Below are 25,151 nucleotides of genomic sequence, written 5' to 3'. Positions count from 1 at the left end.
GGCTCGCGCCGGGCGTCGGGGCGCCAGAGGCGGCCGCAGGCTTGGGTGCGCCGGCTCCGGGCTTGGGGGCCTTGGGTGCCTCAGCAGCAGCACTCGGCTGGGGCGCCGGCTTGGCGGTGGTCGCCGGGGCCGGGGTGGGGTCACTCGGCTTGGCGGCCTGAGCCCCTGGCTTGGGTGCGCCGGCTCCCGGCTTGGGGGCGGCCGGCTTGGCGGCGGGGCTCGGAGCCTGGTCCTGAGCACCGGCGGCTCCCGGCTTGGCGCCCTGTGTGCCCGGCTTGGGGGCGCTCTTGGAGGGCTTGGGGGCCTGAGAGTCGGTCTTGGCCGGCTTGTCGGCCTGGGTGTCCGCCGGTGCTTCCTGCGCCTGGGCGGCGAAGTGCTCGCGAACCCGGCGAGCGACGGGGGGCTCAACGGCTGAGGAGGCCGCCTTGACGAACTCTCCCTGGTCCTTGAGCCAGGCCAGGATCACCTTCGAGGTGACCTTCTTGCCAGTGGGGTCGAGCTCCTTGGCGAGCTCATGAACGCGTGGTTTAGCCACTTTTCTCCTGTCCGGTTTCCCACCCCGGACAGGGGTGGGTGCTTCTAGAGGCAGCTCATCGCTGGGTACTCATCGGGTGCCCATCGGCTTCCTACCCGCCTTCGCTATCGGTGGTCCGCTCACCCGGTCGGGCAGCGGGGACCTCGCGGTCGTTGACCATCCTCCGCTCCAGGAACCCGCGCACCTGGGCCACATCCAGTGGTCCGCCGGTGCGCAGAGCGCGTGGAGCGGCGCGTCGTCGCTCAGCGAGGTCGAGGCACGCCGGATCCGGGTGGATCCAGGCGCCGCGCCCGGGTCTGACGGCCCGGGCATCGACGTCGAGCTCACCGCTCGGCGTCAGGACGAGACGCAGCAGCTGCGTCCGCGGGGCCCTTTGTCGACAGCCGATACAGGTGCGCTCGGGCACGTGGGGGATGGTGACCACCGTCCGTCGGCGTCCTTCCGCTGCTCTGCAACCGCTGACGCGGGTACCGCAACCGGGGAATCCCGGCGCAGGACCCGCAAAGGTCCGCCGGAAAGTCTACATCGCCCCGCAGGGCGGTTCAGTCGCCCAGCTCTGAGGGACCTGTCACGTCGTCGGACTGGGAGCCCTGGCCGGGCGTGATCTCACCGGACTCGGCGTCGGCGTGGATGTCGATCTTCCACCCGGTCAGGCGCGCGGCCAGACGGGCGTTCTGCCCCTCCTTACCGATGGCCAGGGAGAGCTGGAAGTCGGGGACGATGGCGCGTGCGGTGCGTTCCTCGGCGTCGATGACGCCCACGGCGGCCACGCGGGCCGGGGACAGGGCGTTGGCGATGAAGCGCGCCGGATCCTCGGAGTAGTCCACGATGTCGATCTTCTCTCCACCGAGCTCGGTCATGACCGCGCGCACCCGCTGTCCCATGGGGCCGATGCAGGCTCCCTTGGCGTTGACGCCGCGTACCTTGGAGCGCACGGCCATCTTGGTGCGGTGGCCGGCCTCCCGGGCGACGGAGACGATCTCGACGTCGCCCGAGGAGAGCTCGGGAACCTCGCGCTCGAAGAGCTTGCGGACGAGACCGGGGTGGGTGCGCGACAGGATGATCTGAGCTCCTCGGGTGCCGCGCGAGACGTCGGTGACGTAGGCGCGCACGCGGTCTCCGTGGCGGTAGCGCTCACCGGGTACCTGCTCATGGGGCGGCATGATGCCCTCGTGCTCCTCATCCAGGCGCACGTAGACGATACGGGGGTCGCGCCCCTGCTCCACGGTGCCGGAGATCAGCTCGCCGGTCTTGTCCTTGAAGGCGCCCAGGACCTCGAAGTCGCGGCGGTCCTGGATGCGCTGGACGATGACACTGCGGGCCGTGGCCTGGGCGATGCGGCCGAAGTCGTCGGGGGTGTCGTCGAAGTACTCCCCCGTGGGCTGGTCCTCCTCGTCGACCTCCGGGGCCAGGACGCTCATGTGCCCGGTGCGACGGTCGATCTCGACGTGGGCGCCGCGGATGGCCCCCGGAACCTTGGAGTAGGCCCCCAGGATGGCGTCCTCGATAGCGGGCAGCAGGTTGTCCAGGTCAATACCGAGCTCGTCGGCAGCGCCTCGCAGCTCCGGCATATTGATGTCCATGGGTCCTTGGGTCCTCTCTGGTCCGCTGAGCGGGTATGCACTGGGTTCCCGTCGACGGTAGCCCGTGACGGGTCGGATGGTCCATCACGTCTGTCCGGGCCGGTCCGTCAACCTATCAGTTATCAGGACACACATTATTCCCGGTCGCTATCCGCGGGGAGCATCTTATGGATTTTCGGCCTGTTGCCCGGCTCTAGAGCCCGGCCACCACCATCCGCGCCTCGGTGATGTCCCCCAGCGCGATGCGGTGCTCGACGCCGTCGACCTCAATTCCGACCATGCCACCATTGTGGTCGTCGGCCTCGTCGTCCGCATCGGCCGCGGTGACGAGGCCGATGAGCTCGTCATCGGCCGTGCACACCCGGGCACTATGACCAACGGCACGTCGGAAGTGACGCAAGGTGGTCAGCTCCCGCTCGGCTCCGGGGGTGGAGACCTCAAGGGTGTACTGCCCCTTGACGGGGTCGGCCTCGTCAAGGGCCTGGGAGATGGCCGCGGTCACGGGCCCCAGGGCGTCGAGATCGAGGTCTCCGGGGCCGTCGACCAGATCCACGAAGACGCGCACGACCGAGTACTTGCCCGCCCGGGTGGTCTCCACGCTCTCGAGATGAAGCCCGGCGTCGTTGACGATCGGAGCGAGCAGATCGGTGAGACTGCGGGCCAGAGCGTCAGCGCGCTGGCGCGGATCCTTGCGCGGCTCATGGGCTGCCATGGTCGTTCTTCCTCCCGTACTGGCCCGAGCCGAGGGCTCGGACGGACGCGGTCAACATAGTCAACATGGTCGAGGTGGTCGAGGTCGGGATCATGCTACCTGCCGTCTGTGGGAGGATTCCCCGGTGAACACTCGCCGCACTCCTCTCCCCGCCCAGTCGAACGGCTCTCAGCCGCCCTCCAGTGACCGGGTCGGCGCCCGGCCCCGTACCAGTGGCGACACCGGTGCGGCGGGCCACGGCTTGACGCGCCGCGCCGTGGTGCTCGCGGTGGGAACGGCTGTGACCGCGGCGCTGAGCGGTTGCGGGCTGCGTCTGGGGAAGGGCTCCCCGGCGTCCCTGCCGTCGGCCTCGGCGTCAGAGACTGCTCGTGATGGACTGGCCAGGCAGGCTGCGCTCATTTCCTCCACCGCCGGCGTGGTCGCGCAGGCCGGCGGCGGGGATGCCACAACGACGGGTCTGGCCGAGGGGGTCAAGCAGACGGCTGATGCCCAGCTCGAGACCCTGGGCGGGGTGTGGCAGCCCTGGCCCTCTCAGGTGCCCTCCGCCTACCCCACGGTGGCTCCCGTGCCGTCGGCCTCGGCGGGCGCCTCCGCACAGGACCTGGCCACGGCCCTGGCCGATGGATCGACGCTGGCTCGCCGCGCGGCGATCGCCGCAGCTTCGGAGCAGGATGCCCGGCTCTTCACCTCGCTGACGGTGGCCTGGAGTCTCCAGCATGATCTCTTCCAGCCGCCGAGCTCGGCGGACAAGTCGCGGGTGGAGGTGGCGCAGGGCTCCAAGATCAGCTCCGGTCTGCTGACCTCCTATGACGCGGCCCGCTACGCCATGGAGGAGCTTGCCGCGCGCAGCGACGACTCCCAGCGCACTCGGGCGATCGCCGACGCCAAGGCCGCCACCTCCGTGGTCAACGCCGCGGTGGCCGCGGGCTCTGAGGACAAGCGGATGAGCGCCTACGCCCCTCCGAGTGAGTCGACTGATCCCAGTGTGAGCACCCAGGTGCTCTGGGCCCGGCAGGTGTGGTCCGCCGTCGTGTCGTCGGAGGTGCAGGAGGCCGGTTCCGCCAAGGCTTCCAGCCCGGCCCGCGAGGCGGCCGTCACCGGTGCGGTCGACGCCGCCCGGCGTGCCACCGCCTGGGGTGCGGACTTCTCCTCCCTGCCCGGCTACGCCGCCTGAGATGCGTCTTCTCATGGCGGCCGTAGCCGTCATCGCCGCCCTGGTGGCCGTGGACCAGCTCCTCTTGTGGATGGAGCGCTGTGGCTGGATCTACTGGCGGCGCCGCAAGCGCGACCCACGTGGCGCCCTCCTGGGTCCCATCGACAACGTCTTCAACCCGGCCCACGAGCACGTGGTTGAGCAGCAGGAGACCCAGGAGCGCCTGGCCGATACCCAGGGCGACGCAGCCCCGAGGTGAGACATGACGAGCGCAGCCGCCCCCACCACGCAACGCCCGCTGCGCCGGTGGACACGTCGAGTGCCGTTACGCGACTACCAGCAGAGTCTCCTTGACCGGCTCCATCCCGACGACGGATCCACGCTTCACCTGCTCGCACCACCCGGATCGGGTAAGACCCTCATGGGTTTGGAGCTGGCCGTGCGCAACGGCCGTCGTGCGCTCGTCCTCGTACCCACCACGGTCATCGGGGCCCAGTGGATCCATCAAGCGCGAAAGCTCTTCACCTCCCCCGCCGTCGGATCCCCGTCGGTCACTGGTTCCGTCGGCACCCACCTGCCGAGCACACGTCCAGAGCAGGCTGCAGAAGCCGCGGAGCTGACGGTGCTGACCTATCAGTCCCTGGCCGTCGTCGACTCCGCCCCTGCCTGGAGCGACGCAGCCCGCTCGCACTGGCTCGCTGAGCTCACGGCCGACGGACGAAGCGCCGGGAGCGCCGAGGCGTGGCTGAAGCGCCTGGAGGCCGATAATCCCCGGGCCTACAGCCGTGGACTTCGTTCACGTACTGCCACCATCCGCCGCCGGATCGATGAGCTCGACGACGACGCCATCGACGCAATTCTGGGTCCCAGTGCCCGGGCACGCCTGGATGCACTCGTCACCGCGGGAGTCGCCACCATCGTCCTCGACGAGTGCCACCACCTCAAGGCCCACTGGGCCATCGTCGTCCACTACCTCGTACGGCGTCTGAAACGAGCGGGCCTGGCCCCCACGCTCATCGGTCTGACGGCCACTGAGCCCTCGGGTGAGGACCGGTCGGTCCACCGTTATCGCGCGCTCCTGGGCGACGTCGACGCTGAGATTCCGGTTCCGGCCGTCATCCGCGCCGGTCACCTCGCTCCCTGCCGTCAACTGGCCTGGTTCACGCTCCCGTCCCCGGAGGAGACAAGGTTCCTGGCCACCGCCGGAGAGGAGCTCCATCACCGGGTGAGCGAGCTGCTGCTGAGCCCCGACGGCATCGACTACCTGCTTGAGGTTGTCGCCCCGCCCATGCCGTCCACGGCTCCCGGTGGCGGGAGCGGGTCGGGACCGTTGCCTCGCATCGCTGGAGCGGATGACGACCATGCCCCTACGACAGCGAGGCCTCACGAGGAGGACGAGCTGGTGCGTCGGATCGTTGCGGGTTTCGACGCCGACCCGCTCGTGGCCGCGTCCGCAGCAGCGCTGCTGCGCAGAACAGGCAGCTACCGGGGCACGGCTCTGAGTGCTCGAGTTGTTCCGCTCCTGCCCGAGCTCGACCTGCTTGATCTTGACGATGAGCTCAGGCTCCTGGGTCGGTACGCTCACGACCGCCTTCTGGCGGCTCCGGAGCGCCGGCGGGACTGGGAGTCCACACGCGAACTGCTGAGAGGCTTCGGGCTGTACCTGACCGATTCCGGTATCCGGGCGGGCCGGTCCCCGGTGGACACCATCACTGCCGCGTCCAGGGCCAAGGACACGGCCGTCGTCGACATCCTGCGTCACGAGCTCGACTCCATCGGCGATCGGCTGCGAGCAGTGGTTGTCACCGATGCGGCCGAGCACTCTGCTCCTCACCGAGCGCTCGACGTCCTGGTCCCGGCTTCACGCCCCGGTCCTGCGGGAGGCGCGGTGCGTTGTATGAGTATGCTGCTCAGTGATGCGGATCTGCGCTCCTTGCACCCGGTGCTGCTGACCAGTTCCCGCCTGAGCCTGGCCAGCGGTGACACCTCGCTGCTGGATCGGCTGCGTCGGAGCACCGGTCTCGCACTCCCCGCCACCGATGACGGCTGGATGCTCTCGGTCACCGGCCAGGGAGTTGGCAGCGCCGGACTCGTCCTGGCCGTCAATGAGCTGGTCGCTGCCGGGGAGGTACGACTCGTCGTGGGCACCCGGGGGCTGCTCGGCGAGGGCTGGGACTGCCCTGCCGTCAACACGCTCATCGATCTGACGGCGGCGACGACCTCGGCCTCAACGCAGCAGCTGCGCGGTCGCACGATGCGTCTGGACCCGGGCTGGGTCGACAAGGTCGCTCACAACTGGTCCGTCACCTGCCTCCTGCCAGGCCACCCCCGACTGCGCTCCGACCCGGACCTGAAGCGACTGCGTCGCAAGGCCGAGCACCTGTGGTCACTGGTGCGGATCGATGATCCCGCGAGCGCCCGGGTGTCGGCCTCCGACGAGTCTGGTGGCGCTCCTGTTGTCGAGACGGGGCTCGATGCCATGCTGTCACCGGTCCAGCGCCGCCTTCTCGACAAACTGGATGACGGCGCCGCCCCGGAGGATATTGATGCCCTCAACTCCGCCACCCTGGCAGGCCTCGATCGTCAGATCGAGTCGCGGCGATGGCTCGCTCAAGTATCCGCAGCACACCGGGTGTCACGACGCGGCCGTGGCCGCGTGCTGGAGGCGGTCGAGATCACGAGTGCCCCGGCCCTGCTGCGCCGGGGATCGCCCACGGCCTTCTGGAGCGCAGCGGCTCGCGCCGTTCTCGATGTTGTCCTGCCGCGATACGACCTCACTGCGGACGGGGACTCCGCTGGCGGGCCCCGCCCCGACCTCGTGGTTCGCGAGAGTCCCACCGATTCGCTCGGCGAATCTCGTCCGCGGGTGCTGATCGGCCTGGACGGGGTGGGGACCCGTCAGAGTGCTCGGTTCGCCGACATCCTCACCGAGCTCCTGAGCTCCCCGGTGCGCCGTCCTCGTTTCATCCTCGAGGCCGCTACCGCAACATTGGCTCGGGGCACGGCCGAGCAGCCCCTCAACAGGCTGCGGCGTCTCCTGGGACGGCTGCTGGCGCTGGGGGCATGGAACCACGTTGACAGTGTTCACCTTGCGGTTCCGACGGCCCTGGCCCGCTCACGAGCCGATATGGAGGCCCTCGTTCACTCCTGGTCCACACGGGTGGGGCCGTGCCGGCTTCACCTGGTTGCCGATGCCGATGACGCGACAGCGCTCCTGTCCTGCCTCGGCAGCGGTGGTCCCACCGGACGAGTCGAGCTGCGTCGTACCAGGCGCTGGCTGGAGGACTGAACGGCCGTGCCGTTCAGTGACGGGCGGCCTCCAGGGCGGCGCGGACGGTGGAGCTGAGCTCGGTCGCTGCGGCGTCGGCGGGCACGGAGCGGCGCTCGCCGGTGCGGCGGTCACGGATCTCCACGGTTCCCTCCTTGGCCAGGTCCCGGCCGACGACCAGCGTGTAGGGCAGGCCGAGGAGCTCGGCGTCAGCGAACTTCACGCCGGCGGAGACCTTGCGGCGGTCGTCGTAGAGGACCTCGACGCCGTCGGCATCCAGGGATGAGGCGATCTGCTCGGCGACGTCGAAGACGGCCTGGTCCTTGCCGGTGGCCAGGACCTGCACGTGGTAGGGGGCGATCTGGACGGGCCAGGTCAGTCCCTTGTCGTCGTGGTTGGCCTCGGCCAGGGCGGCCATGACGCGGCTAACGCCGATGCCGTAGGAGCCCATGGTGACCACGCGGGCCTTGCCGTTCTCGTCCAGGACGGTCAGTCCCAGGGCCTGGGAGTATTTGCGTCCCAGCTCGAAGATGTGGCCGATCTCGATGCCGCGGGCCAGGTGGAGGGGGCCGGAGCCGTCGGGGGCGGGGTCGCCCTCACGGACCTCGGCGGCCTCGATGGTGCCGTCGGCAGTGAAGTCGCGGCCCATGACCAGGTCCAGGACGTGCTTCTTGTCGGTGTTGGCGCCGGTGACCCAGCTGGTTCCCTCCACGATCCGGGGGTCGACGAGGTAGCGCACGGAGCCGGTGAGGACCTCGGTGCCGTCCTCGCGCTTCTCCACGCGCCGCAGCGGGGAGTTCGGGCCGATGGCGGTGGGGCCGATGTAGCCGCGCACGAGCTCGGGGTGGGTCTCGAAGTCGGTGTCGCCAGCCATCTCGACCTCGGCGGGGGCGACGGCGGCCTCCAGGCGCTTCATGTCGACGTCGCGGTCCCCGGGCACGCCGACGACCAGCAGCTCGCGCTCGCCGCCGGGGTGGATGAGGGTGACGACGACGTTCTTGAGGGTGTCGGCGGCCGTCCAGGCCCGCCCGTCGGAGCGCGGGTAGGCGCGGTTGCACAGCTCGACCAGGGAGTCGATGGTAGGGGTGTCGGGGGTGTCGACCACGCGCGCCGGGCCGATCCCGGAGGCGTCCACGGGCTCGGGGACCACGGTGGTGACAGCCTCGGCGTTGGCCGCGTAGCCGCTTGAGGAGCGCACGAAGGTGTCCTCACCGATCTCGCAGGGGTGGAGGAACTCCTCGGAGTGGGATCCGCCCATGGCGCCGGCCATGGCGTTGACGATGACGTAGTCCAGGCCCAGGCGGGTGAAGATCCGCTCGTAGGTGTCGCGGTGGGCCTGGTAGGCGGCGGCCAGGCCGGCGTCGTCGATGTCGAAGGAGTAGGAGTCCTTCATGACGAACTCGCGGCCGCGGATGATGCCGGCGCGGGGGCGGGCCTCGTCGCGGTACTTGGTCTGGATCTGGTAGACGACGGCCGGCAGGTCCTTGTAGGAGGGGTAGAGGTCCTTGACCGCGAGGGTGAACATCTCCTCGTGGGTGGGGGCCAGCAGGTAGTCCCCGTCCTTGCGGTCGCGGAGCTTGAACAGGGTGGGGCCGTAGTCGTCCCAGCGCCCGGTGGCCTGGTAGGGCTCGGCCGGCAGGAGTGCCGGGAAATGGACCTCCTGGCCGCCCATGGCGTCCATCTCCTGGCGCACGATGTCCTCGATCTTGCGCAGTGTCCGCAGCCCCAGCGGCAGCCAGGTGTAGACCCCGGGCGCGGCCCGGCGGACGTAGCACGCGCGTACGAGCAGGCGGTGGCTGGCGACCTCGGCGTCGGCCGGGTCCTCGCGCAGGGTACGGATGAAGGAGGTGGAGAGTCTGTGCAGCACGGGGGCGATCCTACGGGGTCTGACGCCACGACCCCAACGGAGCCCGCCCGACCGTACGAGATCACGCGATTCGAGACCGGCCGACCAACGACGACGCACCGGGCGAACCGAAGTCCTTGACGCTGGTCAGGGACGACTTGCGGCCCTCGAGAAAGGCCCGATACGCTCCATCCCATCGGAGGGTTCGTCGACCCTCTTATCCCTGAGTTCGGCCGCGTCACGTCCCCCTGCTCGCGGGCCACAGGCAAGGAAGCATATGGACAGGCACTCCTCCCTGCGCGAGGGACACGGCCAGACGTGGGCGAAGGCCATTCTTCTGGGTGAGCACTCCGTGGTCTACGGCCACCCCGCCGTCGCCGTACCGCTGCAGGACCTGCGGATGCGAGCCACTGCGAGACCGACCTCGGGCCCCTCTACGCTGACCAGCCTGGACTACTCGGGCCCCCTGACGCAGGCCGGCCCCCGGTTCGCCAGCGTGGCGCGAGCCTTCGAGGTGGCCCGGGAGTTCTCCGGGTGCCTGGACCAGGCCCTTGAGATCATCACCGTCAGCGACTTCCCCCATGAGCGCGGGCTCGGTTCGTCGGCCGCGGCGGCCGGCGCGATCATCCGTGCGGTTCTGGACGCCTGCGGGCGTGAGGCCGCCGCGGACGAGCTGTTCGCCCTGACGCAGATGGCCGAGCAGATCGCTCACGGCAAGCCGTCGGGGCTCGACGCCGCCGCCACCTGCTCCCCATGCCCCATCCGGTTCCAGGGAGGGCAGATGCGGCCCCTGAGCCAGCGCATTGAGAACGCCTCCCTCATCATCGCCGACTCCGGGATCCACGGCTCCACCCGAGAGGCCGTTGGAGGCCTGCGCCGGCGCTACGAGAACGATCCTGACAACATCGGCCCGCGTATCAACCGACTGGGAGCACTCACCCAGAACGCGATCATGGCCCTGGACCAGGCCGACGCCCCGGCCCTCGGGGTCGCCATGGACGAGGCGCACGCGGTGCTGACCGAGCTCGGCCTGAGCCTGCCGATCCTCGATGACCTCACCGAAGCCGCCCGCAGCGCCGGGGCACTGGGCGCCAAGCTCACCGGCGGAGGACTCGGCGGCTGCGTCATCGCCCTGGCCACCGGCGAGTCCGCCACGCGCCGGGTGCGTGCCGCCCTGGAACAGGCCGGCGCACCGGAGACATGGAACTATCGGATGCGCATCAGCGAGGTGGACGAGTGACCGCCGTACCCCCTGGAGCCGCTGCCAACTCCTCCCCGTCCGCCATCGCGACCGCGACGGCCAGCGCGAACACCAACATCGCGCTCATCAAGTACTGGGGCAAGGTCGATGAGGCACAGGCGATCCCCGCCACGTCGAGCCTGTCCCTCACCCTCGGCGGCACCCGGACGACGACGACGGTCTCCTTCGACGGCGGGGACGGCGCCGCAGACTCGGTGACGATCAACGGGGCCTCCCCCAGCGCCGTGGAGCTGGAGCGAGTGACCCGGTTCCTCGACCTGGTGCGCGCCCGCTCAGGCGTCACCGCCCCGGCAACCATCACCTCCCGGGCCTCGGTCCCGCTGGCGGCCGGCCTAGCGAGCTCGGCGGCGGGCTTCGCGGCGCTTGCTGCAGCGGCCTCCCGGGCCGCCGGCATGGATCTCGATGGCCGGGAGCTCTCCAGACTGGCCCGACGCGGCTCGGGCTCGGCGACCCGCTCCGTCTTCGGCGGGCTGGTCCTGTGGAACGCGGGCCACGACGACGCCTCCTCCTACGCCGAGCCGGTCGCCTGCGAGATGGACCTGGCAATGGTCGTCGTCGTGCTCTCGCAGCGTTACAAACCCATCAGCTCGACCCGGGCCATGCGGGCCACCATGGCGTCCTCCCCCCTCTTCCCCGCCTGGGTCGAGGCCAGCGGGAGGGACCTTCAGGTGGCGCTGGAAGCGGTCCGGGCGGGCGACCTGGCACGGCTCGGGGAGATCGTCGAGGGCAACGCCCTGGGCATGCACGCCACGATGATCGCGGCCCGCCCGGGCATCATCTACTGGCTGCCGCAGACCGTGGCGGCACTGCACGCGATCCGCGCCATGCGCGAGGAGGGGCTGCCCGTCTGGGCAACGATCGATGCCGGACCCAACGTCAAGGTCCTCACCGAGGGCGCCCGCGCCGAGGAGGTCGCCGCCGCGCTGCGGGACCGTCTGACCGGCACCACCGTCTCGGTCAGGCGTCCCGGCGGCGGGGTGCGTATCGAGGAGGGCCCATGCCCGTGACCTCTCACGGCGGCGATGTCGTCTCCAGGGCGCCGGGCAAGCTCTACATCGCCGGAGAGTACGCCGTCGTCGAGCCCGGCCACCGAGCAGTCCTGGTCGCCGTCGACCGATTCATCACCGTACGCATCACGCCCTGCTCCCCCGCCGGCGAGTACGCGGGCACGATCAGCTCACGGCTCTACGCCAACGGCTCCAGGTCCTGGCGCCGCCGACCGCAGGACGGCCAGGCCGAGGCAGTCGGAGGAGAGGACGACTACATCATCTCGGCGATCCGAGTCGTTGAGGCGCTGGTGACCCATGGTGGCGGCCGGCCACGCTCCTTCGACCTGAGCGTCTCCAGCGAGCTGGAGGAGAACGACGGGCGCAAGCTGGGACTGGGCTCATCATCAGCGGTGACCGTGGCGACGGTGCGCGCCGTCGCGACGTTCTACGGCATGGCCGCCGACGATCTGACCGTCTACAAGCTGGCGATGCTGGCCAGTGACACGGTCCAGCCGATCGGCTCAGGAGGAGACATCGCCGCGAGCGCCATGACCGGGTGGGTGGCCTACACCTCCCCCGACCGCTCATGGCTGCGCCGGGCCCGGCAGCGAGCCGGGGCCGGTGGCATGAGCGATCTCGTGGAGGCGGACTGGCCAGGTCTGAGCGTCCGCCGCCTGCCGTCTCCCTCATTGCGGCTTCAGGTGGGCTGGACCGGTGCGCCCGCCTCCACCCCGGCCCTGGTCGCCGACGTCCAGACCCGATCCCACGGGGCCGATGACTACACCGTCTTCCTGCGCGACAGCCAGGACTGCCTGGCTCGTCTCATCACCGCGATCGAGGATGATGACGTCGCCCGGATCATGCGCCAGATCGCGCGCAACAGGGCTCTTCTGGCCGGGCTCAGCCGGATCGGCGGCCGGACCATCGAGACCACTGAGCTGTCGAGACTGGTCGAGATCGCGCTCGACCACGGGGCAACGGCTAAGAGCTCTGGCGCTGGGGGCGGGGACTGCGGAATCGCCCTGTGCCCACCGGCCACGGACCTGGTTGCACTGCGAGCCGCGTGGGAGACGGCCGGGATACGGCCTCTGGACCTGTCGGTCTACAGCCGGGACTCATCCGCTGTCTGCGCAGCCGACCCCGCTGAGGCACGTGCTGATTCCTCGACCGTCTCCCCCATTAAGGTCACCCCATGAGCCACGAGCCCATCACCTCGCAACGGGCCTCCCGTAAGGACGAGCACCTGGAGCTGGCGATGCGTCTGCACGGTCAGGACCGCGCCGGCGCCTTCGACGACGTCTCCTTCATCCATCACAGCCTACCGGGGGTCAGCGCCGAGCAGGTCGATATCGGCACCACCGTCCTGGGCTGCCGCTGGGAGGTCCCGTTCTACATCAACGCCATGACCGGCGGAACGCAGACAACAGCGGCTATCAATGCCGGTCTGGCCGAGGCGGCCGCTGAGGCGGGAGTCGCGATCGCCTGCGGTTCCCAGCACGTGGCCCTGCGTGACCCCGAGCGAGCGGACGGCTTCCACGTCATCCGACACCGGGCCCCGGGCGCCTTCGTCCTGGCCAATGTCGGACCGACCGTCAGCCCTCAGGAGGCACTGCAGGCCGTGGAGATGCTGGAGGCCAACGCCCTGCAGATCCACCTCAACGCGGCCCAGGAGCTGGTCATGCCCGAGGGCGACCGCGACTTCACCGGCTGGAGCGAGGCGATCGCCGGCATCGTTGCGGCCGTGCCCATCCCGGTGGTGGTCAAAGAGGTGGGATTCGGGCTCTCACGCCGAACGATCGAGGCCCTGGCGCGCACCGGCGTCGCGGCCGTCGACGTGGCTGGGGCCGGAGGCACGGACTTCATCGCCATTGAGAACGAGCGCCGACCGCAGCGCGACCTGTCCTACCTGGTCGGCTGGGGCCAGTCGACGGCGCTGTGCCTGCTGGAGTCGCTGAGCGGCTCGGAGCCGGTCAGCCTGCCGGTACTGGCCTCCGGCGGCGTGCGCAACCCACTCGACGTCGTCCGGTCGCTGGCCCTGGGAGCCTGTGCCGTCGGCGCCTCCGGGCACATCCTGCGCACCCTGGTCAAGGAGGGCCCCGAGGCCCTGTGCCAAGAGCTGCACACCTGGAGCGAGCACGTGCGCACGCTCATGACCCTGCTGGGAGCGGCCGATGTCTCTCAGCTGCGTCGCACCGATGTTCTCGTCACCGGGAGCACCGCTGAGCGGGCCCGTCTGCTCGGCGTCGATCTGACCGGTCTGGCACACCGCAGCGATAGCTGACCGTCACTAGGTGCTTCCGTCAACGGAGATCGTCCCCTCTGCCCCAAACTCCGACTGACTCATCGAGTGCTGGTATGAGGACTCAGCATCGGAGTCTTGCGTGGCCGATCGCAACAGACGTGCGGCGGAGGCCGGTTCCCAACCTCCGCCGCATCCCGCGAGAAGGAGATCAGGCCAGAGCGGCCAGGGCCTTGACGATGCCGGGGGCCGCGTAGAGGGACATGAACTGGACGCCGTAGGAGACCCCCAGTCGATTGAGCGACCCGCACGCAATGCCCACAAGCAGGACCCCGAAGACATTGGCCAGGCCTGCCTTCTGGTCGGCGTCGATGTATGCCAGCAGGAGGACGAAGGCGACGAACAGCGCCAGCACCGCCTCGTGGGGAATGCGACGCATGACGAAGTAGGTGATCTGCGAGGACCAGCGCACGGCGATGACGTACGTGATCGTAACCGCGGCAAGAGCCCCGATGGTCACGGTGATGATGAATCCGGGCAGATCCAGCAGGTGGTGCAGGTTGTGCTGCTTGGTGTAGACCGAGCCCGCATTGAACAGCGGACCGGCGGGGCCGACGGACACACCGGAGATCGGGACCCCGAGTGCCACCAGTGGAATGATGACGCCGGCCAGGTAGGTCGAGTGGGTCAGGGCGCTCATGACGGTCACTGCACGTTGCGCGCGGGGCACCCGGTCCTCCTTCTGGCGGGCCACGGAGGCCTCGCCCAGCAGGAAGGTCAGGCCCACCGGGCTGAGAATGAACAGCGGGGTGGAGACGGCGGCCATGGCGGCACTCCACCAGCCCTCGGACCTCGTGATGAGCCGCCCCGGCCACAACGCCTGTCGCTCGAAACCGGATCGCAGCAGCTCGGCCTTGGTGCGATTGCCGTGCGGCAGTGCCTCCCGGCGCTTGGCATTGAGCAGCTCCAGGAGGGTCAGGAGCATGGGCCCCACGGTGATACCGAGGAAGAAGGAGGTATTGACACTGGCCTTCTCAGGGATAATTCCCGCCCCTCGGTAGAGCGCCGGAAGCGCCTGGAACAGAAGTGCCATGGGAAGAATCGATACCAGGGAGAGAATTCGGTTCTTTCCGAGCAGTGCCAGAATCACGGCTCCGACAGCCAGGACGATATCGGAGTTGGACTTGATCCAGTCGGCCATGGGCAGCAGCAGACCGGCGAGGAGGAAGCTCAGGGGAATGGAGATAAGGGTTCCGATAGCCGACCCCACCGCCATCTTCCGGATCGTGTCTGAGGCCAGGCCCTTGTTGCGCAGCACCATGGCGTGATCCATGAGCGGAGCGGACATGACTCCGCCGGGCAGTCCCACCAGCGCCGTCGGGATCCCGTTCATGAGGTTGAGCGTGACCACGGCGGAGATGAAGAAGGCGAGCACTACGTGCGGTGGTGCCCCAGCCAGGATGATCGCCAGAGTGACGGGGGCCAGCACCCCGGTCTCATCGGTCCCGGGGATGAAACCGATGAAGGTGTAGAGGACCACGGCAGCCAGGATGGCAGCCGCCATCATGAGGAGAAGGCTCACAGTCACTGGTCTCCCCTTTCACTCGCCCCGACGTTCAGCTCATCGACAATGGTGACCTCACGTTTAGGAGTCACAAGGAAGCAGCAGGCGATAAAACCGATAGTGGAGGCCCCCAGCCCCCAGAACAGCGGCTTGCCTCCGAGATAAACGGAGAACAGCACCGCCGCGACGACGCATATCACCGATATCAGGAGACAGACAATCAAGTCTGTGGGTGATACGAGGTCATTCCATACCTCGATGTTGTTCTGACGCTCCGTGTTCTCGGAGTCGACGTCATCCGTACTGCGCACGATTGGTGATCGTAGGCGAGCCGCCCAAGACGCTCCATATGTTGTTCACCATGACTTTGCAGGCGCCGTGTAACAAAACCGCATCGTCCTTGCGGTCCCACCGGGAACATTCACAGGAGCACGGTGGCGAACAGACCCACCTGCTCAAAGCCCAGGGAGCGGTAGAGCGCCAGAGCGGGGGCGTTGTAGTCGTTGACGTAGAGGCTCACGACGCCGTCGGCGCCGACATGGTCCCGGCGCACGGCGTCCACCACCCCGGCCAGTGCCGCCGCCCCGACTCCCCGCCCACGCAGGTCGGGGCGGGTCCACACGCCGGTCAGTTGGGCGACGCCGCCTGTCGGGGAGTGCCACAGGGCCCCGACGTCGGCCTTGAAGGCCACCGCCCGGGGCGTTCCGGGCTGGACAGGACCTCCTGCGCCGTCGTCGAGGACGACGTAGCTGCGCCCCTGCTCGATGAGCCAGCCGACGTGACGTCGGTATCCGGAACCATCGGTGGTGGGGTCGTAACCGAGCTCACCGATGAACATGTCCACCGAGGCCGGAAGGACCATCTCCGTCTCACTTGGCTGCGCCCGGCGGACCGCCTGCCCCACCCAGGACAGGGAGGGGTGACGGGGCCGGTGCCCGACGCTCAGCCCCGCGGCCGGGCGAGGTGCGGCCAGGACCGGCTGCTTCCAGCGCTCCTGGCGGGAACGCACTCCCTGCTCGCTGAGCGCTCCCCAGATCGCCGCAACGTCCGGGGCCGGCCCGCAGACCGAGCCGTGCCTGGACAGGCGGGGTCGGCAGTGCTCGGCCAGTGCCCGGATCTCGCCGGCATCGGCCGCCCGCAGACCGTGCTCGGGGCGTCCGGCCAGGCCGAAGGGCATGAGGGAGCCGACCGACCAGGCGGCGGCGACGGGCTGTGCCAGTCCGCCCAGGGCGACGACGTCTCCGCGTCCCCAGCGGGTCCAGCGCTGCATCTGCTGGACCAGGCTCACGGCACAGACCGGTTCCAGAGCACACAGCGACATGACTCCCGACACCTGATCGGAGGGAACCGGTGTCAGGCGGTCGGCGTGACGCTGAGCGCGTCTCGTGTCGCGGTGCCGCAGGAAGCTCATACCCGTCAGGCCCGGGCCGGCGCTGGAGGCGCCCGGCCCTCACCGGTCCTCAGCCGGCTGCGGAGACCATGGGGCTGGTGCCGGCCAGGGCCTCTTCCCCGAGCTCCTCGGCCATCTCTGCGGCCATGGCCTCGGCGTGCTTGAGGAGGGTCTCGACGACCTGGTCCTCCGGGACGGTCTCAACGACCTGGCCGCGCACGAAGATCTGGCCCTTGCCGTTGCCCGAGGCGCAGCCCAGGTCCGCCTCGCGGGCCTCGCCGGGGCCGTTGACGACGCAGCCCATGACGGCCACGCGCAGCGGAGCGGTGACCTTCTTGAGTCCCGCCTCCACCTCCTCGGCAAGGGTCCACACGTCCACCTGGGCCCGGCCGCAGGAGGGACAGGAGACGATCTCGAGCTGGCGCTCGCGCAGCCCCATGAACTCCAGCAGCTTGGTGCCCACCTTGACCTCCTCGACCGGAGGGGCGGACAGCGAGACCCGGATGGTGTCGCCGATGCCCTCGGCCAGCAGGGTGCCGAAGGCGGCGCAGGACTTGATCGTGCCCTGGAACGCCGGGCCGGCCTCGGTCACGCCCAGGTGCAGGGGCCACTGGCCGGCCTCCGACAGGAGCCGGTAGGCCTGCACCATGGTGACGACGTCGTGGTGCTTGACGGAGATCTTGAAGTCGTGGAAGTCGTTCTCCTCGAAGAGCCCGGCCTCCCAGGTGGCCGACTCCACGAGCGCCTCGGGGGTGGCCTTCCCGTACTTCTTGAGCAGGCGCTTGTCCAGGGAACCGGCGTTGACGCCGATGCGCAGGGAGACGCCGGCGTCGGAGGCGGCTTTGCAGATGTCGGCGACCTGGTCGTCGAACTTGCGGATGTTGCCGGGATTGACGCGCACCGCGCCGCAGCCCGCCTCGATGGCGGCGAAGACGTACTTGGGGTTGAAGTGGATGTCCGCGATGACGGGGATGCGGGACTGCTTGGCGATGATCGGCAGTGCCTCGGCGTCCTTGTCGGTGGGGCAGGCCACGCGCACGATGTCGCAGCCCGCGGCCGTCAGCTCAGCGATCTGCTGCAGAGTGGCACCGATGTCGTGGGTCTTCGTGGTGGTCATCGACTGCACGGTGATGGGTGCGTCTCCACCGACGTTGAGGCTGCCGACCTGGATCTTGCGGGTGGGTCGGCGCGCTGCCAGGACCGGGGCCTGGGCACGCATCGTAGGGATGCCAAGAGCGATCGCTTCAGTCACCCGTCCAGTATGTCACCCGCCCTGCCAGGCCCTGCACCTCAGGTGTGTGGCATCGCTCCCGCCGGTACCGATTTGCTCACGCCCTGCCAGACCCTGCGGGCCTCACAGCGGCGCGGCGATATCCACCCACACCAGGACCAGGGCCATGGCGATGAGCAGCCCGAAGACGACCTGACCGACGGGCAGCATCCTGGCCGTGTCCACCGGGCCCGGATCGGGCTTGCCCTGCGCCTTGGCGATCGAGCGCCGGATGCCCTCCCAGCAGGCTCCGAGCACGTGCCCGCCGTCCAGTGGCAGCAGGGGCACCAGGTTGAAGGCGAACAGCGCCAGGTTGAGGCTGCCCAGCAGCATGAGCATGGTGCTCACCCGCATCGACAGGGGGACTGCGCCGCCTCCGGCCACACCGCCGCTGGTGGCGTTTCCGGCCATGCGTCCCATGCCCACCAGGCCCACAACGCCGCTGTCGGCGCTGCGCTGCTCAACGCCCAGCGCCGCCTGGACGGCGTGATAGAGGCCCACCGGCAGGGTGGCGATGGCCTTGACCGTCCCACCGATGGCCTGCCCGATGATGCCGGGGATCTTGGTGGGGCTCAGGGGAATGGTTCCCAGCGACGGGGAGATGCCGACATAGGGGCGGGCCTGGGTGCGCACGGCTCCGGAGGCGTCCTTGACCGGGGCGCCCTGCGCGTCGCGAACGGTGCGCTGGGCCTCGACCGCAGTGACTCTCACGGTGCGCTCGACTCCGTCGCGCTCGATGATGACCTCGGTGGGGCTGGTGCCTTGGGCGGCGATCCGGGCCTGCAGCTCCTCCCAGGTGGAGACCTTCACCCCGCCCCAGGAGACGATCCTGTCGCCGACCCGTATGCCGGCGGCGCTGGCTGGGCCGACTGGGTCGGAGTCCTGGCAGGGGGTGCCCGCGTCGATGTTCGACGACACGCAGGGCGCCACGGTCGACAGCGTCGTCGTGCGTCCGGGGATGCCGACCACGCCGACGGCCACGGCCAGCAGCACGATCCCCAGGACCAGGTTGGTGAGGATTCCCCCGGCCATGACGATGAGCTTCTTGGGGACGCTGAGGTGGTAGAAGGCCCGGTGCTCCTCGCCGGGCTGGATCTCCTCCAGGGCCTCGGCGCGCGCCTCGCCCACCATGCCCAGGCTTCCGTCCTTGCGTCGGCGGTCCGGCCTGCCGGGCCTGGCCGGTGGCAGCATGCCGACGAGCTTGACGTAGCCGCCCAGCCAGATGGCCTTGACGCCGTACTCGGTCTCCCCGCGCTTGAACGACCAGATCTTCGGGCCGAAGCCGATGAAGTACTCGGGTACCTTCACGCCGAACTTCTTGGCGGGGATCATGTGCCCGAGCTCGTGAAGGGCCACTGAGACACCGATCCCGATGACGAGGATGACGATGCCCAGGATGTAGGCCAGGGTGGTGCTCACGAGTGCGTTCCTCCGTTTCGTGCCGCGATGAGCTCGTCGGCGCGGGCGCGTGCCCAGGTCTCCACGGCCAGGACGTCGTCGAGGCCCGGGCCGGTCAGGCCCTCGTGCTCGCCGACGACGGCCGCATCGATCTCGACGATGTCGAGCCACTCCAGGCCGCCGGCGAGGAAGGCGGCGACGGCCTGCTCGTTGGCCGCGTTGAGGACGGCCGGGTGGGTGTCGGAGGCCGCCACGGCGCTGCGGGCCAGGTCGACGGCGGGGAAGGCGGCACCGTCCAGCGGCTCGAAGGTCCAGCTGACCGGTTCGCGCCAGTCGTTGGGAGTCACCAGGCCCGACAGGTCGGGGCGCTCGGGCCAGGTCAGGCCCAGGGCGATGGGCAGGCGCATGTCGGGTGGGGAGGCCTGGGCGATGGTGGCGCCGTCGGTGAACTCCACCATGGAGTGGATGACGGACTGGGGGTGGACGACGACGTCGATCCGCTCGGGTGCCACGTCGAACAGGAGGTGGGCCTCGATGAGCTCGAGCCCCTTGTTGATGAGGGTCGAGGAGTTGATGGTCACCACCGGCCCCATGTCCCAGGTGGGGTGCTTGAGAGCGGCGGCGGCACTGATCCCGGTGAGCTCGGCGCGGCTGCGCCCGCGGAAGGGGCCGCCGGAGGCGGTCAGGACCAGCCGCCGCACCTCGCTGCGTCCGCTGAGGACGGGACTGGTCAGTCCTTTCTCGTGGCGGCCGCTGGCCAGGGCCTGGGCGATGGCGGAGTGCTCGGAGTCCACGGGGACGATCTGGCCAGGTCGGGTCAGCGCCTGGCGGACCAGGGCGCCCCCGACGACGAGGGACTCCTTGTTGGCCAGGGCCAGGCGGGCGCCACTGGCCAGGGCGGCCAGCGTGGGCAGCAGTCCCACCGAGCCGGTGATGCCGTTGACGACCGTGTCGCCGGCCCCGAGCTCGGCGGCCTGGACCGCCGTGGTGGCGGCGTCGGGGCCGGTGAGAATGGTGGTGACCGGGTCGGGGCTGCCGGCCTGGGCGGCTGCGGCTCTCAGGGCCTGGCGCAGGCGCTCGGCGAGATCCTCTCCCCTGCCGGTGACGGCCACGACGGGAACCTCCCAGGTGATGGCCTGGCGGGCCAGGAGCTCCAGGCGCGATCCGCCGGCGGCCAGGGCGACCACTCGCGGGGCGTGCTCCCCCAGGCGGGAGAGGACCTCGAGGGTCTGGGTGCCGATCGACCCGGTGGATCCCAGGAGGACCAGTCGCTGTGGGTTGTGGGAGGGCGCTGGTGCGTGGCTGGTCATGGGGTGGCGGGTTTCCTCAGGACGGGCTCGACGGGCGTGACTCACTCGACGGACAGCAGGACCTCGACGACGCGCGCCAGGTAACGGTCGACGCTGGGCTCCCCGTAGGCCTTGTTCCCCCGGGCTCGACGGAAGACCGCTCCGCGCACCTCGCTGGAGGTCAGGGTGGTGTCGGAGTCGAAGTAGCCGGCGATACGGTCCATGAGGGCATCGACGTCGGTCTTGTCGTACCCCTGCCCGGAGGCCGGGGCGAAGCGCTCGCCGGCCGGGCGCAGCAGACGCGGGTAGAGGGTGGTGGCGAGCTGGGTGACCTGGTCCATCCATGCCTGGCGGCCGTTCTTGGCCACGAAGGCCGCGCGACGGCGCTGGAGGAAGGCGGCCTCGAGCCGGTCGAGGGCGGCGTCCACGGCCTGGGGCTGGTAGCCGCGCAGGACGACGTCGAAGGCGACAGTGCGCACGCCCTCGGAGTCCATCTCGTCGAGCTCACCGGCGTCGTAGATCTCGTGAGCCGTCTCGAAGTAGCGGTCCACCTGCTCGGGGCGGTAGCCCGGTCGCAGGAGCGCTGACTTGGGGAACATGTCGCTCATGTCGTCTTGACCCTCTCCTGGTTGAGTACCTCGGTCGCGAGCTGACCGCAGGCACCGTCGATGTCGCTGCCTCGAGTGTCTCGCACTGTCGTGGTAATTCCGGCACGCCGGAGCGTGTCGACGAACATATCCTGAACCGCAACCTCCGAGCAGGTCCAGATGGAGCCCGGAGTGGGGTTGAGCGGGATGGGGTTGACATGGGCCCATCCGGTGTCCCTGCGGTTGAGCTCGTCAGCGAGCAGCTGGGCGCGCCAGGCGTGGTCGTTCATGTCCTTGATGAGCGCGTACTCGATGGACACGCGCCGGCCGGTGGCCAGGAAGTAGTCGTGGGCGGCGTCGAGCAGCTCGCCGACCTTCCACTTGGAGTTGACGGGGATGAGCTCGTCGCGCAGCTCGTCGTCGGGGGCGTGCAGGGAGACGGCCAGGGTCACCGGCAGCCCCTCGCCGGCGAGTCGGCGGATGAGGGGGACGAGTCCCACGGTGGAGACGGTGATGCCACGCGCCGACAGGCCGAAGCCCTCCGGGGCCGGGTCGATGAGCCGGTGGAGGGCGCCGACGACGTTCTTGTAGTTGACCATCGGCTCGCCCATGCCCATGAAGACCACGTTGGACAGGCGGGCCGGTCCCCCGGTCAGCTCCCCAGCGGCCGAGGCCTGGGCGGCGTGGCGCACCTGCTCCACGATCTCCCCGGTGGACAGGTTGCGGGTCAGGCCCATCTGACCGGTGGCGCAGAAGGGGCAGGCCATGCCGCAGCCGGCCTGGGAGGAGACGCACAGGGTGGTGCGCTCCTTGTAGCGCATGAGGACGCTCTCGACGCGCACGCCGTCGTGCAGCTCCCACAGGTGCTTGATGGTGCGCCCGCCGTCGGCGCGCAGGGCGCGTACCGGGGTGATGAGCTCGGGCAGCAGCTCGGCGCACAGCTGCTCGCGCTGGGCGGCGGGCAGGTCGGTCATGTCCGCACTGTCGCGGGTGAAGTGCGTGAAGTAGTGCCGTGAGAGCTGGTCGGCCCGGAAGGAGGGCAGGCCCGAGTCCTTGCAGGCGGCCTTGCGCCCGGACAGGTCGAGGTCGGCCAGGTGGCGGGGGGCCTTGCCGCGCGCGGCGGGCACCGCGAAGGACAGGCGCGGTTTGGCGTCGGGGCTGGTGGCGCCCTCCGGGGGCTGGTCGGTGGGCATGACCTGGACCCGGCCGTCATGTGGCCGTCCGGTGATGCTGACGGGCTGCGGGCGCCGGGGGCGCTGCTGTGCTCGCGATGGACTCACGCTCGTGCTCCTCGTGTCCCGGGGCTGGGGAGGGCCGGGCTGGTCGATAGGGGTGGGTGCGGCATGCGTCCCTATTTCACCAGGAGGGTGAAGGCGTAGACAAGTGGAGCGGCCACGAGGATCGAGTCGAGCCGGTCCATGATTCCGCCGTGCCCGGGCAGGAGCGTGCCCATGTCCTTGAGTCCCAGGTCCCGCTTGAGCAGGGACTCCCCCAGGTCTCCCAGGGTGGAGACGATCACGGTGCAGGCGCCCAGTGCGGCTCCGGTCCACCAGGGGCCGCCGATGGCCCAGACGCAGCCGGCACCGGTGGCGACGGCTGCGATGAGGGAGCCCATGAGCCCCTCCCAGGACTTCTTGGGTGAGACCGAGGGCGCCAGGGGGTGACGGCCGAAGGTGATGCCGGCCATCCACCCGCCGGTGTCGTTGGCGGCCGCCAGGGCGATGAGCATCATGACTTTTCCCACTCCGTGCTCCTGCACCAGGAGCAGGACCGCGAAGCCGGCCAGGAAGGGCAGGTAGGTGGCGGCGAAGACCGAGGCGGCCGCGGCGCTGGAGCGCGAGCGGCGGACCTCGTCGTGGGCCTCGGTGCGAGGGATGTCGTGGCCGGCCTGCTCCAGGACGGTGCCGACCTCCGCCTCAGCCTGGTCCATGAAGCTCCACAGGACGCAGGCGCCGACGGTGGCGACGTAGGCCCCGAAGGCCGCCTCCGCTCCCACCTCCCAGGCGCACACGGAGATTCCCAGGGTCCCCAGCCACAGCGGCGCCAGGGGCAGGCGGATGCGTTTGCGGGCGAAGGCCGCCGCCAGCTCCCACAGCGCCCCGCACACGGCCAGGACGACGACGCCCACGAAGATGACCTTGTAGAAGGCCAGGGACCCCAGGACCACGGCGATGAGCACGACCGCCACCCCGATGGCGGCGGGCAGGTTGCGTCCCGCCCGCCCGGTGGCGGGCAGGGGGTCGTGGTTGCGCGTGGGGCGCGGGTTCAGCAGAGGCGACACGGGGCTCACAGGGGTTGACGGGACAGGGCGGGAGGCCGGACGGTGGCGCGGCCGCTCCCGGGAGAAGGCGGCTCAGACCTCGAGCAGCTCGGCCTCCTTGGCGCTCAGGGCGGCGTCGATCTGCTCGACGAAGCGCTTGGTGAGGCCGTCGAGCTCGTGCTCGGCGCGCTTGACGTCGTCCTCGCCGGCCTCGCCGTCCTTCTTGATGGCCTCGAGCTCCTTCTTGGCCTTGCCGCGGATACCGCGCACCTGGACGCGGGAGTCCTCGGCGCGGGAGCGGGCGAGCTTGACGTAGTCCTTACGGCGCTCCTCGGTCAGTGCCGGCAGGGTGACGCGGATGACGGTGCCGTCATCGGTGGGGTTGACGCCGAGGTCGGACTCGCGGATGGCGGTGACGATGTCCTTCATGGCGGAGCGGTCGAAGGGGCTGACCAGGACGGTGCGGGCCTCGGGGATCGTCAGGGAGGCGAGCTGCTGGAGCGGGGTGGGGGCGCCGTAGTAGTCCACGACGATCCCGTTGAACATCGAGGGGTTGGCGCGGCCGGTGCGGATGGTGGCCAGCTCGCTCTTGGCGGCCTGGAGGGCCTTGTCCATCTTGTCCTCGGCCTCGAGCATGACGTCGTCGATCATGGTGCTTCCTTTACTGGGCGGTCGTGGGTTCGTCAGGTAGTGATCGGCCATCGCGGGGATGGCTGCGGGTTGGGAGGGTGTGCCGGCCGTCTGCGCTGCATGCGGTCACGGAGCTCGAAGGGGCCCTCGGCGGCCCGTCTGAGCTCGCAGCCGGGTCAGTCGCAGCTGACGAGTGTCCCGATTCTCTCACCCAGCAGGGCTCGGGTGATGTTGCCGGGCTCCCCCATGCCGAAGACGCGCATGGTCAGGCCGTTGTCGCGGCACAGGGCGAAGGCGGAGGCGTCGACCACCTGGAGGCCGTCGGCCAGGGCGCGCTCGTAGGTGAGCTGGTCCAGGCGCCGGGCATCGGGGTTCTTGCGGGGGTCGGCGGTGTAGACGCCGTCGACCCCGTTCTTGCCCACGAGCAGCTCGTCGCAGTGGGTCTCCAGGGCGCGCTGGGCCGAGACGGTGTCCGTGGAGAAGTAGGGCAGGCCGGCACCGGCGCCGAAGACGACGACGCGGTTCTTCTCCATGTGGCGGATGGCGCGCAGGGGGATGTAGGACTCGGCGACCTGTCCCATGGCGATGGCGGTCTGGACACGGGCGGGCACCCCCGCCTTCTCAATGAAGTCCTGCAGGGCCAGGGCGTTCATGACGGTTCCCAGCATGCCCATGTAGTCGGCGCGGGCGCGGTCCATGCCGCGCGAGGAGAGCTCGGCGCCGCGGAAGAAGTTCCCGCCTCCGACGACGACGGAGACCTGGACTCCGGCGCGCACGGCCTCGGCGATCTGGCGGGCGGCGTCGGAGACGACGTCGGGGTCCAGGCCTATGGCTCCGCCGCCGAAGACCTCACCGGAGAGCTTGAGTAGAACACGTCTGGGGTGCGTGCCGTGGGCGACGCGGTCGTCACGAGCCGGTTCCTGACTCATTGCGCTATGTCTCCTGGGTTCGGTGGGCAGGCTTGGCACAGCCTACCCCGTCCGGGTGGGCACCGGGCCACGATGAGCGTCAACCCCGGCGGTCAGACACACCATGGGGCCGTGCCATGGGACCGTGCCAGGGACCAGGCCCACGCAGAAGACGTGCTCGAGGAGGGCGCCCCGGGGAGCAGACGGTGAGGGATGTCGATGAGTGGGGAGAGAAACGGGGCGGGGGCGCGAGCATGATGCTCGCGCCC

The 25,151-nt window shown here is 69.8% G+C and carries 23 protein-coding genes; 7 read left to right on the top strand and 16 right to left on the bottom strand.

Annotation, left to right across the window (positions count from 1 at the left end; all coding sequences use genetic code 11):
• The 4 genes from HMPREF3165_RS04515 to rimP all read right to left on the bottom strand — a co-directional run.
• The coding region (locus HMPREF3165_RS04515; RefSeq protein ID WP_176746997.1) for a translation initiation factor IF-2 N-terminal domain-containing protein at window positions 1-535 on the bottom strand (535 nt) is incomplete at its 3' end.
• Between the two features lie 91 nt (window positions 536-626).
• Window positions 627-959, bottom strand: coding sequence for a YlxR family protein (locus HMPREF3165_RS04510; protein ID WP_070511142.1), 333 nt, complete (start codon window positions 957-959; stop codon window positions 627-629).
• A 118-nt stretch (window positions 960-1,077) separates the two neighbouring features.
• The gene (nusA, locus tag HMPREF3165_RS04505) at window positions 1,078-2,118 is read right to left on the bottom strand and encodes a transcription termination factor NusA (RefSeq protein ID WP_003786363.1); all 1,041 of its coding nucleotides are present in this window, start codon (window positions 2,116-2,118) and stop codon (window positions 1,078-1,080) included.
• 193 nt (window positions 2,119-2,311) lie between these two features.
• Window positions 2,312-2,830, bottom strand: coding sequence for a ribosome maturation factor RimP (gene rimP / locus HMPREF3165_RS04500; RefSeq protein ID WP_070511140.1), 519 nt, complete (start codon window positions 2,828-2,830; stop codon window positions 2,312-2,314).
• 124 nt (window positions 2,831-2,954) lie between these two features.
• Between rimP and HMPREF3165_RS04495 the strand changes: the two genes are divergently transcribed.
• The 3 genes from HMPREF3165_RS04495 to HMPREF3165_RS04485 are packed head-to-tail and all read left to right on the top strand — an operon-like array spanning window position 2,955 to window position 7,272.
• A complete protein-coding gene (locus tag HMPREF3165_RS04495) occupies window positions 2,955-4,004 on the top strand; it encodes a Tat pathway signal protein (protein ID WP_256274979.1) in 1,050 nt (349 codons plus the stop codon).
• A 1-nt stretch (window position 4,005) separates the two neighbouring features.
• Entirely contained in the window at window positions 4,006-4,242 is a 237-nt protein-coding gene (locus HMPREF3165_RS04490; RefSeq protein WP_070511138.1) for a hypothetical protein, read from the top strand.
• Window positions 4,243-4,245: 3 nt separating this feature from the next.
• Window positions 4,246-7,272: a DEAD/DEAH box helicase family protein gene (locus HMPREF3165_RS04485; protein WP_070511136.1), complete on the top strand. Its 3,027-nt coding sequence runs from the start codon at window positions 4,246-4,248 to the stop codon at window positions 7,270-7,272.
• A gap of 13 nt (window positions 7,273-7,285) precedes the next feature.
• On the opposite strand, the gene HMPREF3165_RS04480 is transcribed toward HMPREF3165_RS04485, so the two are convergent.
• Window positions 7,286-9,118: a proline--tRNA ligase gene (locus HMPREF3165_RS04480; protein ID WP_070511134.1), complete on the bottom strand. Its 1,833-nt coding sequence runs from the start codon at window positions 9,116-9,118 to the stop codon at window positions 7,286-7,288.
• Window positions 9,119-9,374: 256 nt separating this feature from the next.
• Between HMPREF3165_RS04480 and mvk the strand changes: the two genes are divergently transcribed.
• Genes mvk through fni form a run of 4 tightly spaced genes read left to right on the top strand, consistent with a single transcriptional unit; the run spans window position 9,375 to window position 13,628 of the window.
• Complete coding sequence (gene mvk, locus HMPREF3165_RS04475) at window positions 9,375-10,337, top strand: mevalonate kinase (protein ID WP_070511132.1); 963 nt, start codon at window positions 9,375-9,377, stop codon at window positions 10,335-10,337.
• On the top strand, window positions 10,334-11,365 hold the full coding sequence (mvaD, locus tag HMPREF3165_RS04470; protein ID WP_070511130.1) for a diphosphomevalonate decarboxylase: 1,032 nt from the start codon (window positions 10,334-10,336) through the stop codon (window positions 11,363-11,365). The genes mvk and mvaD overlap by 4 nt, the downstream gene beginning before the upstream one ends.
• Window positions 11,356-12,543 carry a phosphomevalonate kinase gene (locus HMPREF3165_RS04465; RefSeq protein WP_070511128.1) on the top strand — a complete coding sequence of 396 codons (1,188 nt, stop codon included), beginning with the start codon at window positions 11,356-11,358 and terminating at the stop codon, window positions 12,541-12,543. The genes mvaD and HMPREF3165_RS04465 overlap by 10 nt, the downstream gene beginning before the upstream one ends.
• The gene (gene fni, locus HMPREF3165_RS04460; RefSeq protein WP_070511127.1) at window positions 12,540-13,628 is read left to right on the top strand and encodes a type 2 isopentenyl-diphosphate Delta-isomerase; all 1,089 of its coding nucleotides are present in this window, start codon (window positions 12,540-12,542) and stop codon (window positions 13,626-13,628) included. The genes HMPREF3165_RS04465 and fni overlap by 4 nt, the downstream gene beginning before the upstream one ends.
• Before the next feature lie 169 nt (window positions 13,629-13,797).
• Here the strand turns inward: fni and HMPREF3165_RS04455 are convergent, their stop codons facing one another.
• The 11 genes from HMPREF3165_RS04455 to pyrH all read right to left on the bottom strand — a co-directional run bounded on the left by HMPREF3165_RS04455 (window position 13,798) and on the right by pyrH (window position 24,903).
• Window positions 13,798-15,174, bottom strand: coding sequence for a tripartite tricarboxylate transporter permease (locus HMPREF3165_RS04455; RefSeq protein ID WP_070511125.1), 1,377 nt, complete (start codon window positions 15,172-15,174; stop codon window positions 13,798-13,800).
• A complete protein-coding gene (locus HMPREF3165_RS04450; RefSeq protein WP_070511123.1) occupies window positions 15,171-15,461 on the bottom strand; it encodes a hypothetical protein in 291 nt (96 codons plus the stop codon). Before HMPREF3165_RS04450 ends, HMPREF3165_RS04455 begins: the two co-directional genes overlap by 4 nt.
• A 110-nt stretch (window positions 15,462-15,571) precedes the next feature.
• Window positions 15,572-16,561 carry a GNAT family N-acetyltransferase gene (locus HMPREF3165_RS04445; RefSeq protein ID WP_083303194.1) on the bottom strand — a complete coding sequence of 330 codons (990 nt, stop codon included), beginning with the start codon at window positions 16,559-16,561 and terminating at the stop codon, window positions 15,572-15,574.
• Between the two features lie 49 nt (window positions 16,562-16,610).
• Window positions 16,611-17,759 carry a flavodoxin-dependent (E)-4-hydroxy-3-methylbut-2-enyl-diphosphate synthase gene (ispG, locus tag HMPREF3165_RS04440; RefSeq protein WP_175284723.1) on the bottom strand — a complete coding sequence of 383 codons (1,149 nt, stop codon included), beginning with the start codon at window positions 17,757-17,759 and terminating at the stop codon, window positions 16,611-16,613.
• 135 nt (window positions 17,760-17,894) lie between these two features.
• A complete protein-coding gene (locus HMPREF3165_RS04435; RefSeq protein WP_070511121.1) occupies window positions 17,895-19,229 on the bottom strand; it encodes a M50 family metallopeptidase in 1,335 nt (444 codons plus the stop codon).
• Complete coding sequence (dxr, locus tag HMPREF3165_RS04430; RefSeq protein WP_070511119.1) at window positions 19,226-20,518, bottom strand: 1-deoxy-D-xylulose-5-phosphate reductoisomerase; 1,293 nt, start codon at window positions 20,516-20,518, stop codon at window positions 19,226-19,228. Before dxr ends, HMPREF3165_RS04435 begins: the two co-directional genes overlap by 4 nt.
• 41 nt (window positions 20,519-20,559) lie before the next feature.
• The gene (locus tag HMPREF3165_RS04425) at window positions 20,560-21,105 is read right to left on the bottom strand and encodes a DivIVA domain-containing protein (protein ID WP_003786395.1); all 546 of its coding nucleotides are present in this window, start codon (window positions 21,103-21,105) and stop codon (window positions 20,560-20,562) included.
• Window positions 21,102-22,364 (bottom strand): dual-specificity RNA methyltransferase RlmN, encoded by a 1,263-nt coding sequence (rlmN, locus tag HMPREF3165_RS04420; RefSeq protein ID WP_003786396.1) that lies wholly within the window; start codon window positions 22,362-22,364, stop codon window positions 21,102-21,104. Before rlmN ends, HMPREF3165_RS04425 begins: the two co-directional genes overlap by 4 nt.
• A 71-nt stretch (window positions 22,365-22,435) precedes the next feature.
• Complete coding sequence (locus HMPREF3165_RS04415) at window positions 22,436-23,365, bottom strand: phosphatidate cytidylyltransferase (RefSeq protein ID WP_009407305.1); 930 nt, start codon at window positions 23,363-23,365, stop codon at window positions 22,436-22,438.
• A gap of 72 nt (window positions 23,366-23,437) precedes the next feature.
• Complete coding sequence (gene frr, locus HMPREF3165_RS04410; protein WP_003786400.1) at window positions 23,438-23,995, bottom strand: ribosome recycling factor; 558 nt, start codon at window positions 23,993-23,995, stop codon at window positions 23,438-23,440.
• A gap of 155 nt (window positions 23,996-24,150) precedes the next feature.
• Entirely contained in the window at window positions 24,151-24,903 is a 753-nt protein-coding gene (gene pyrH, locus HMPREF3165_RS04405) for a UMP kinase (RefSeq protein ID WP_070511117.1), read from the bottom strand.
• Window positions 24,904-25,151 lie beyond the last annotated feature (248 nt).

The sequence above is a fragment of the Actinomyces sp. HMSC08A09 genome (assembly GCF_001807465.1).
GTDB lineage: Bacteria > Actinomycetota > Actinomycetes > Actinomycetales > Actinomycetaceae > Actinomyces > Actinomyces oris.
The sequence above is the reverse complement of the archived record's forward strand: the minus strand, read 5'-3'. Positions and strand labels throughout refer to the sequence as shown.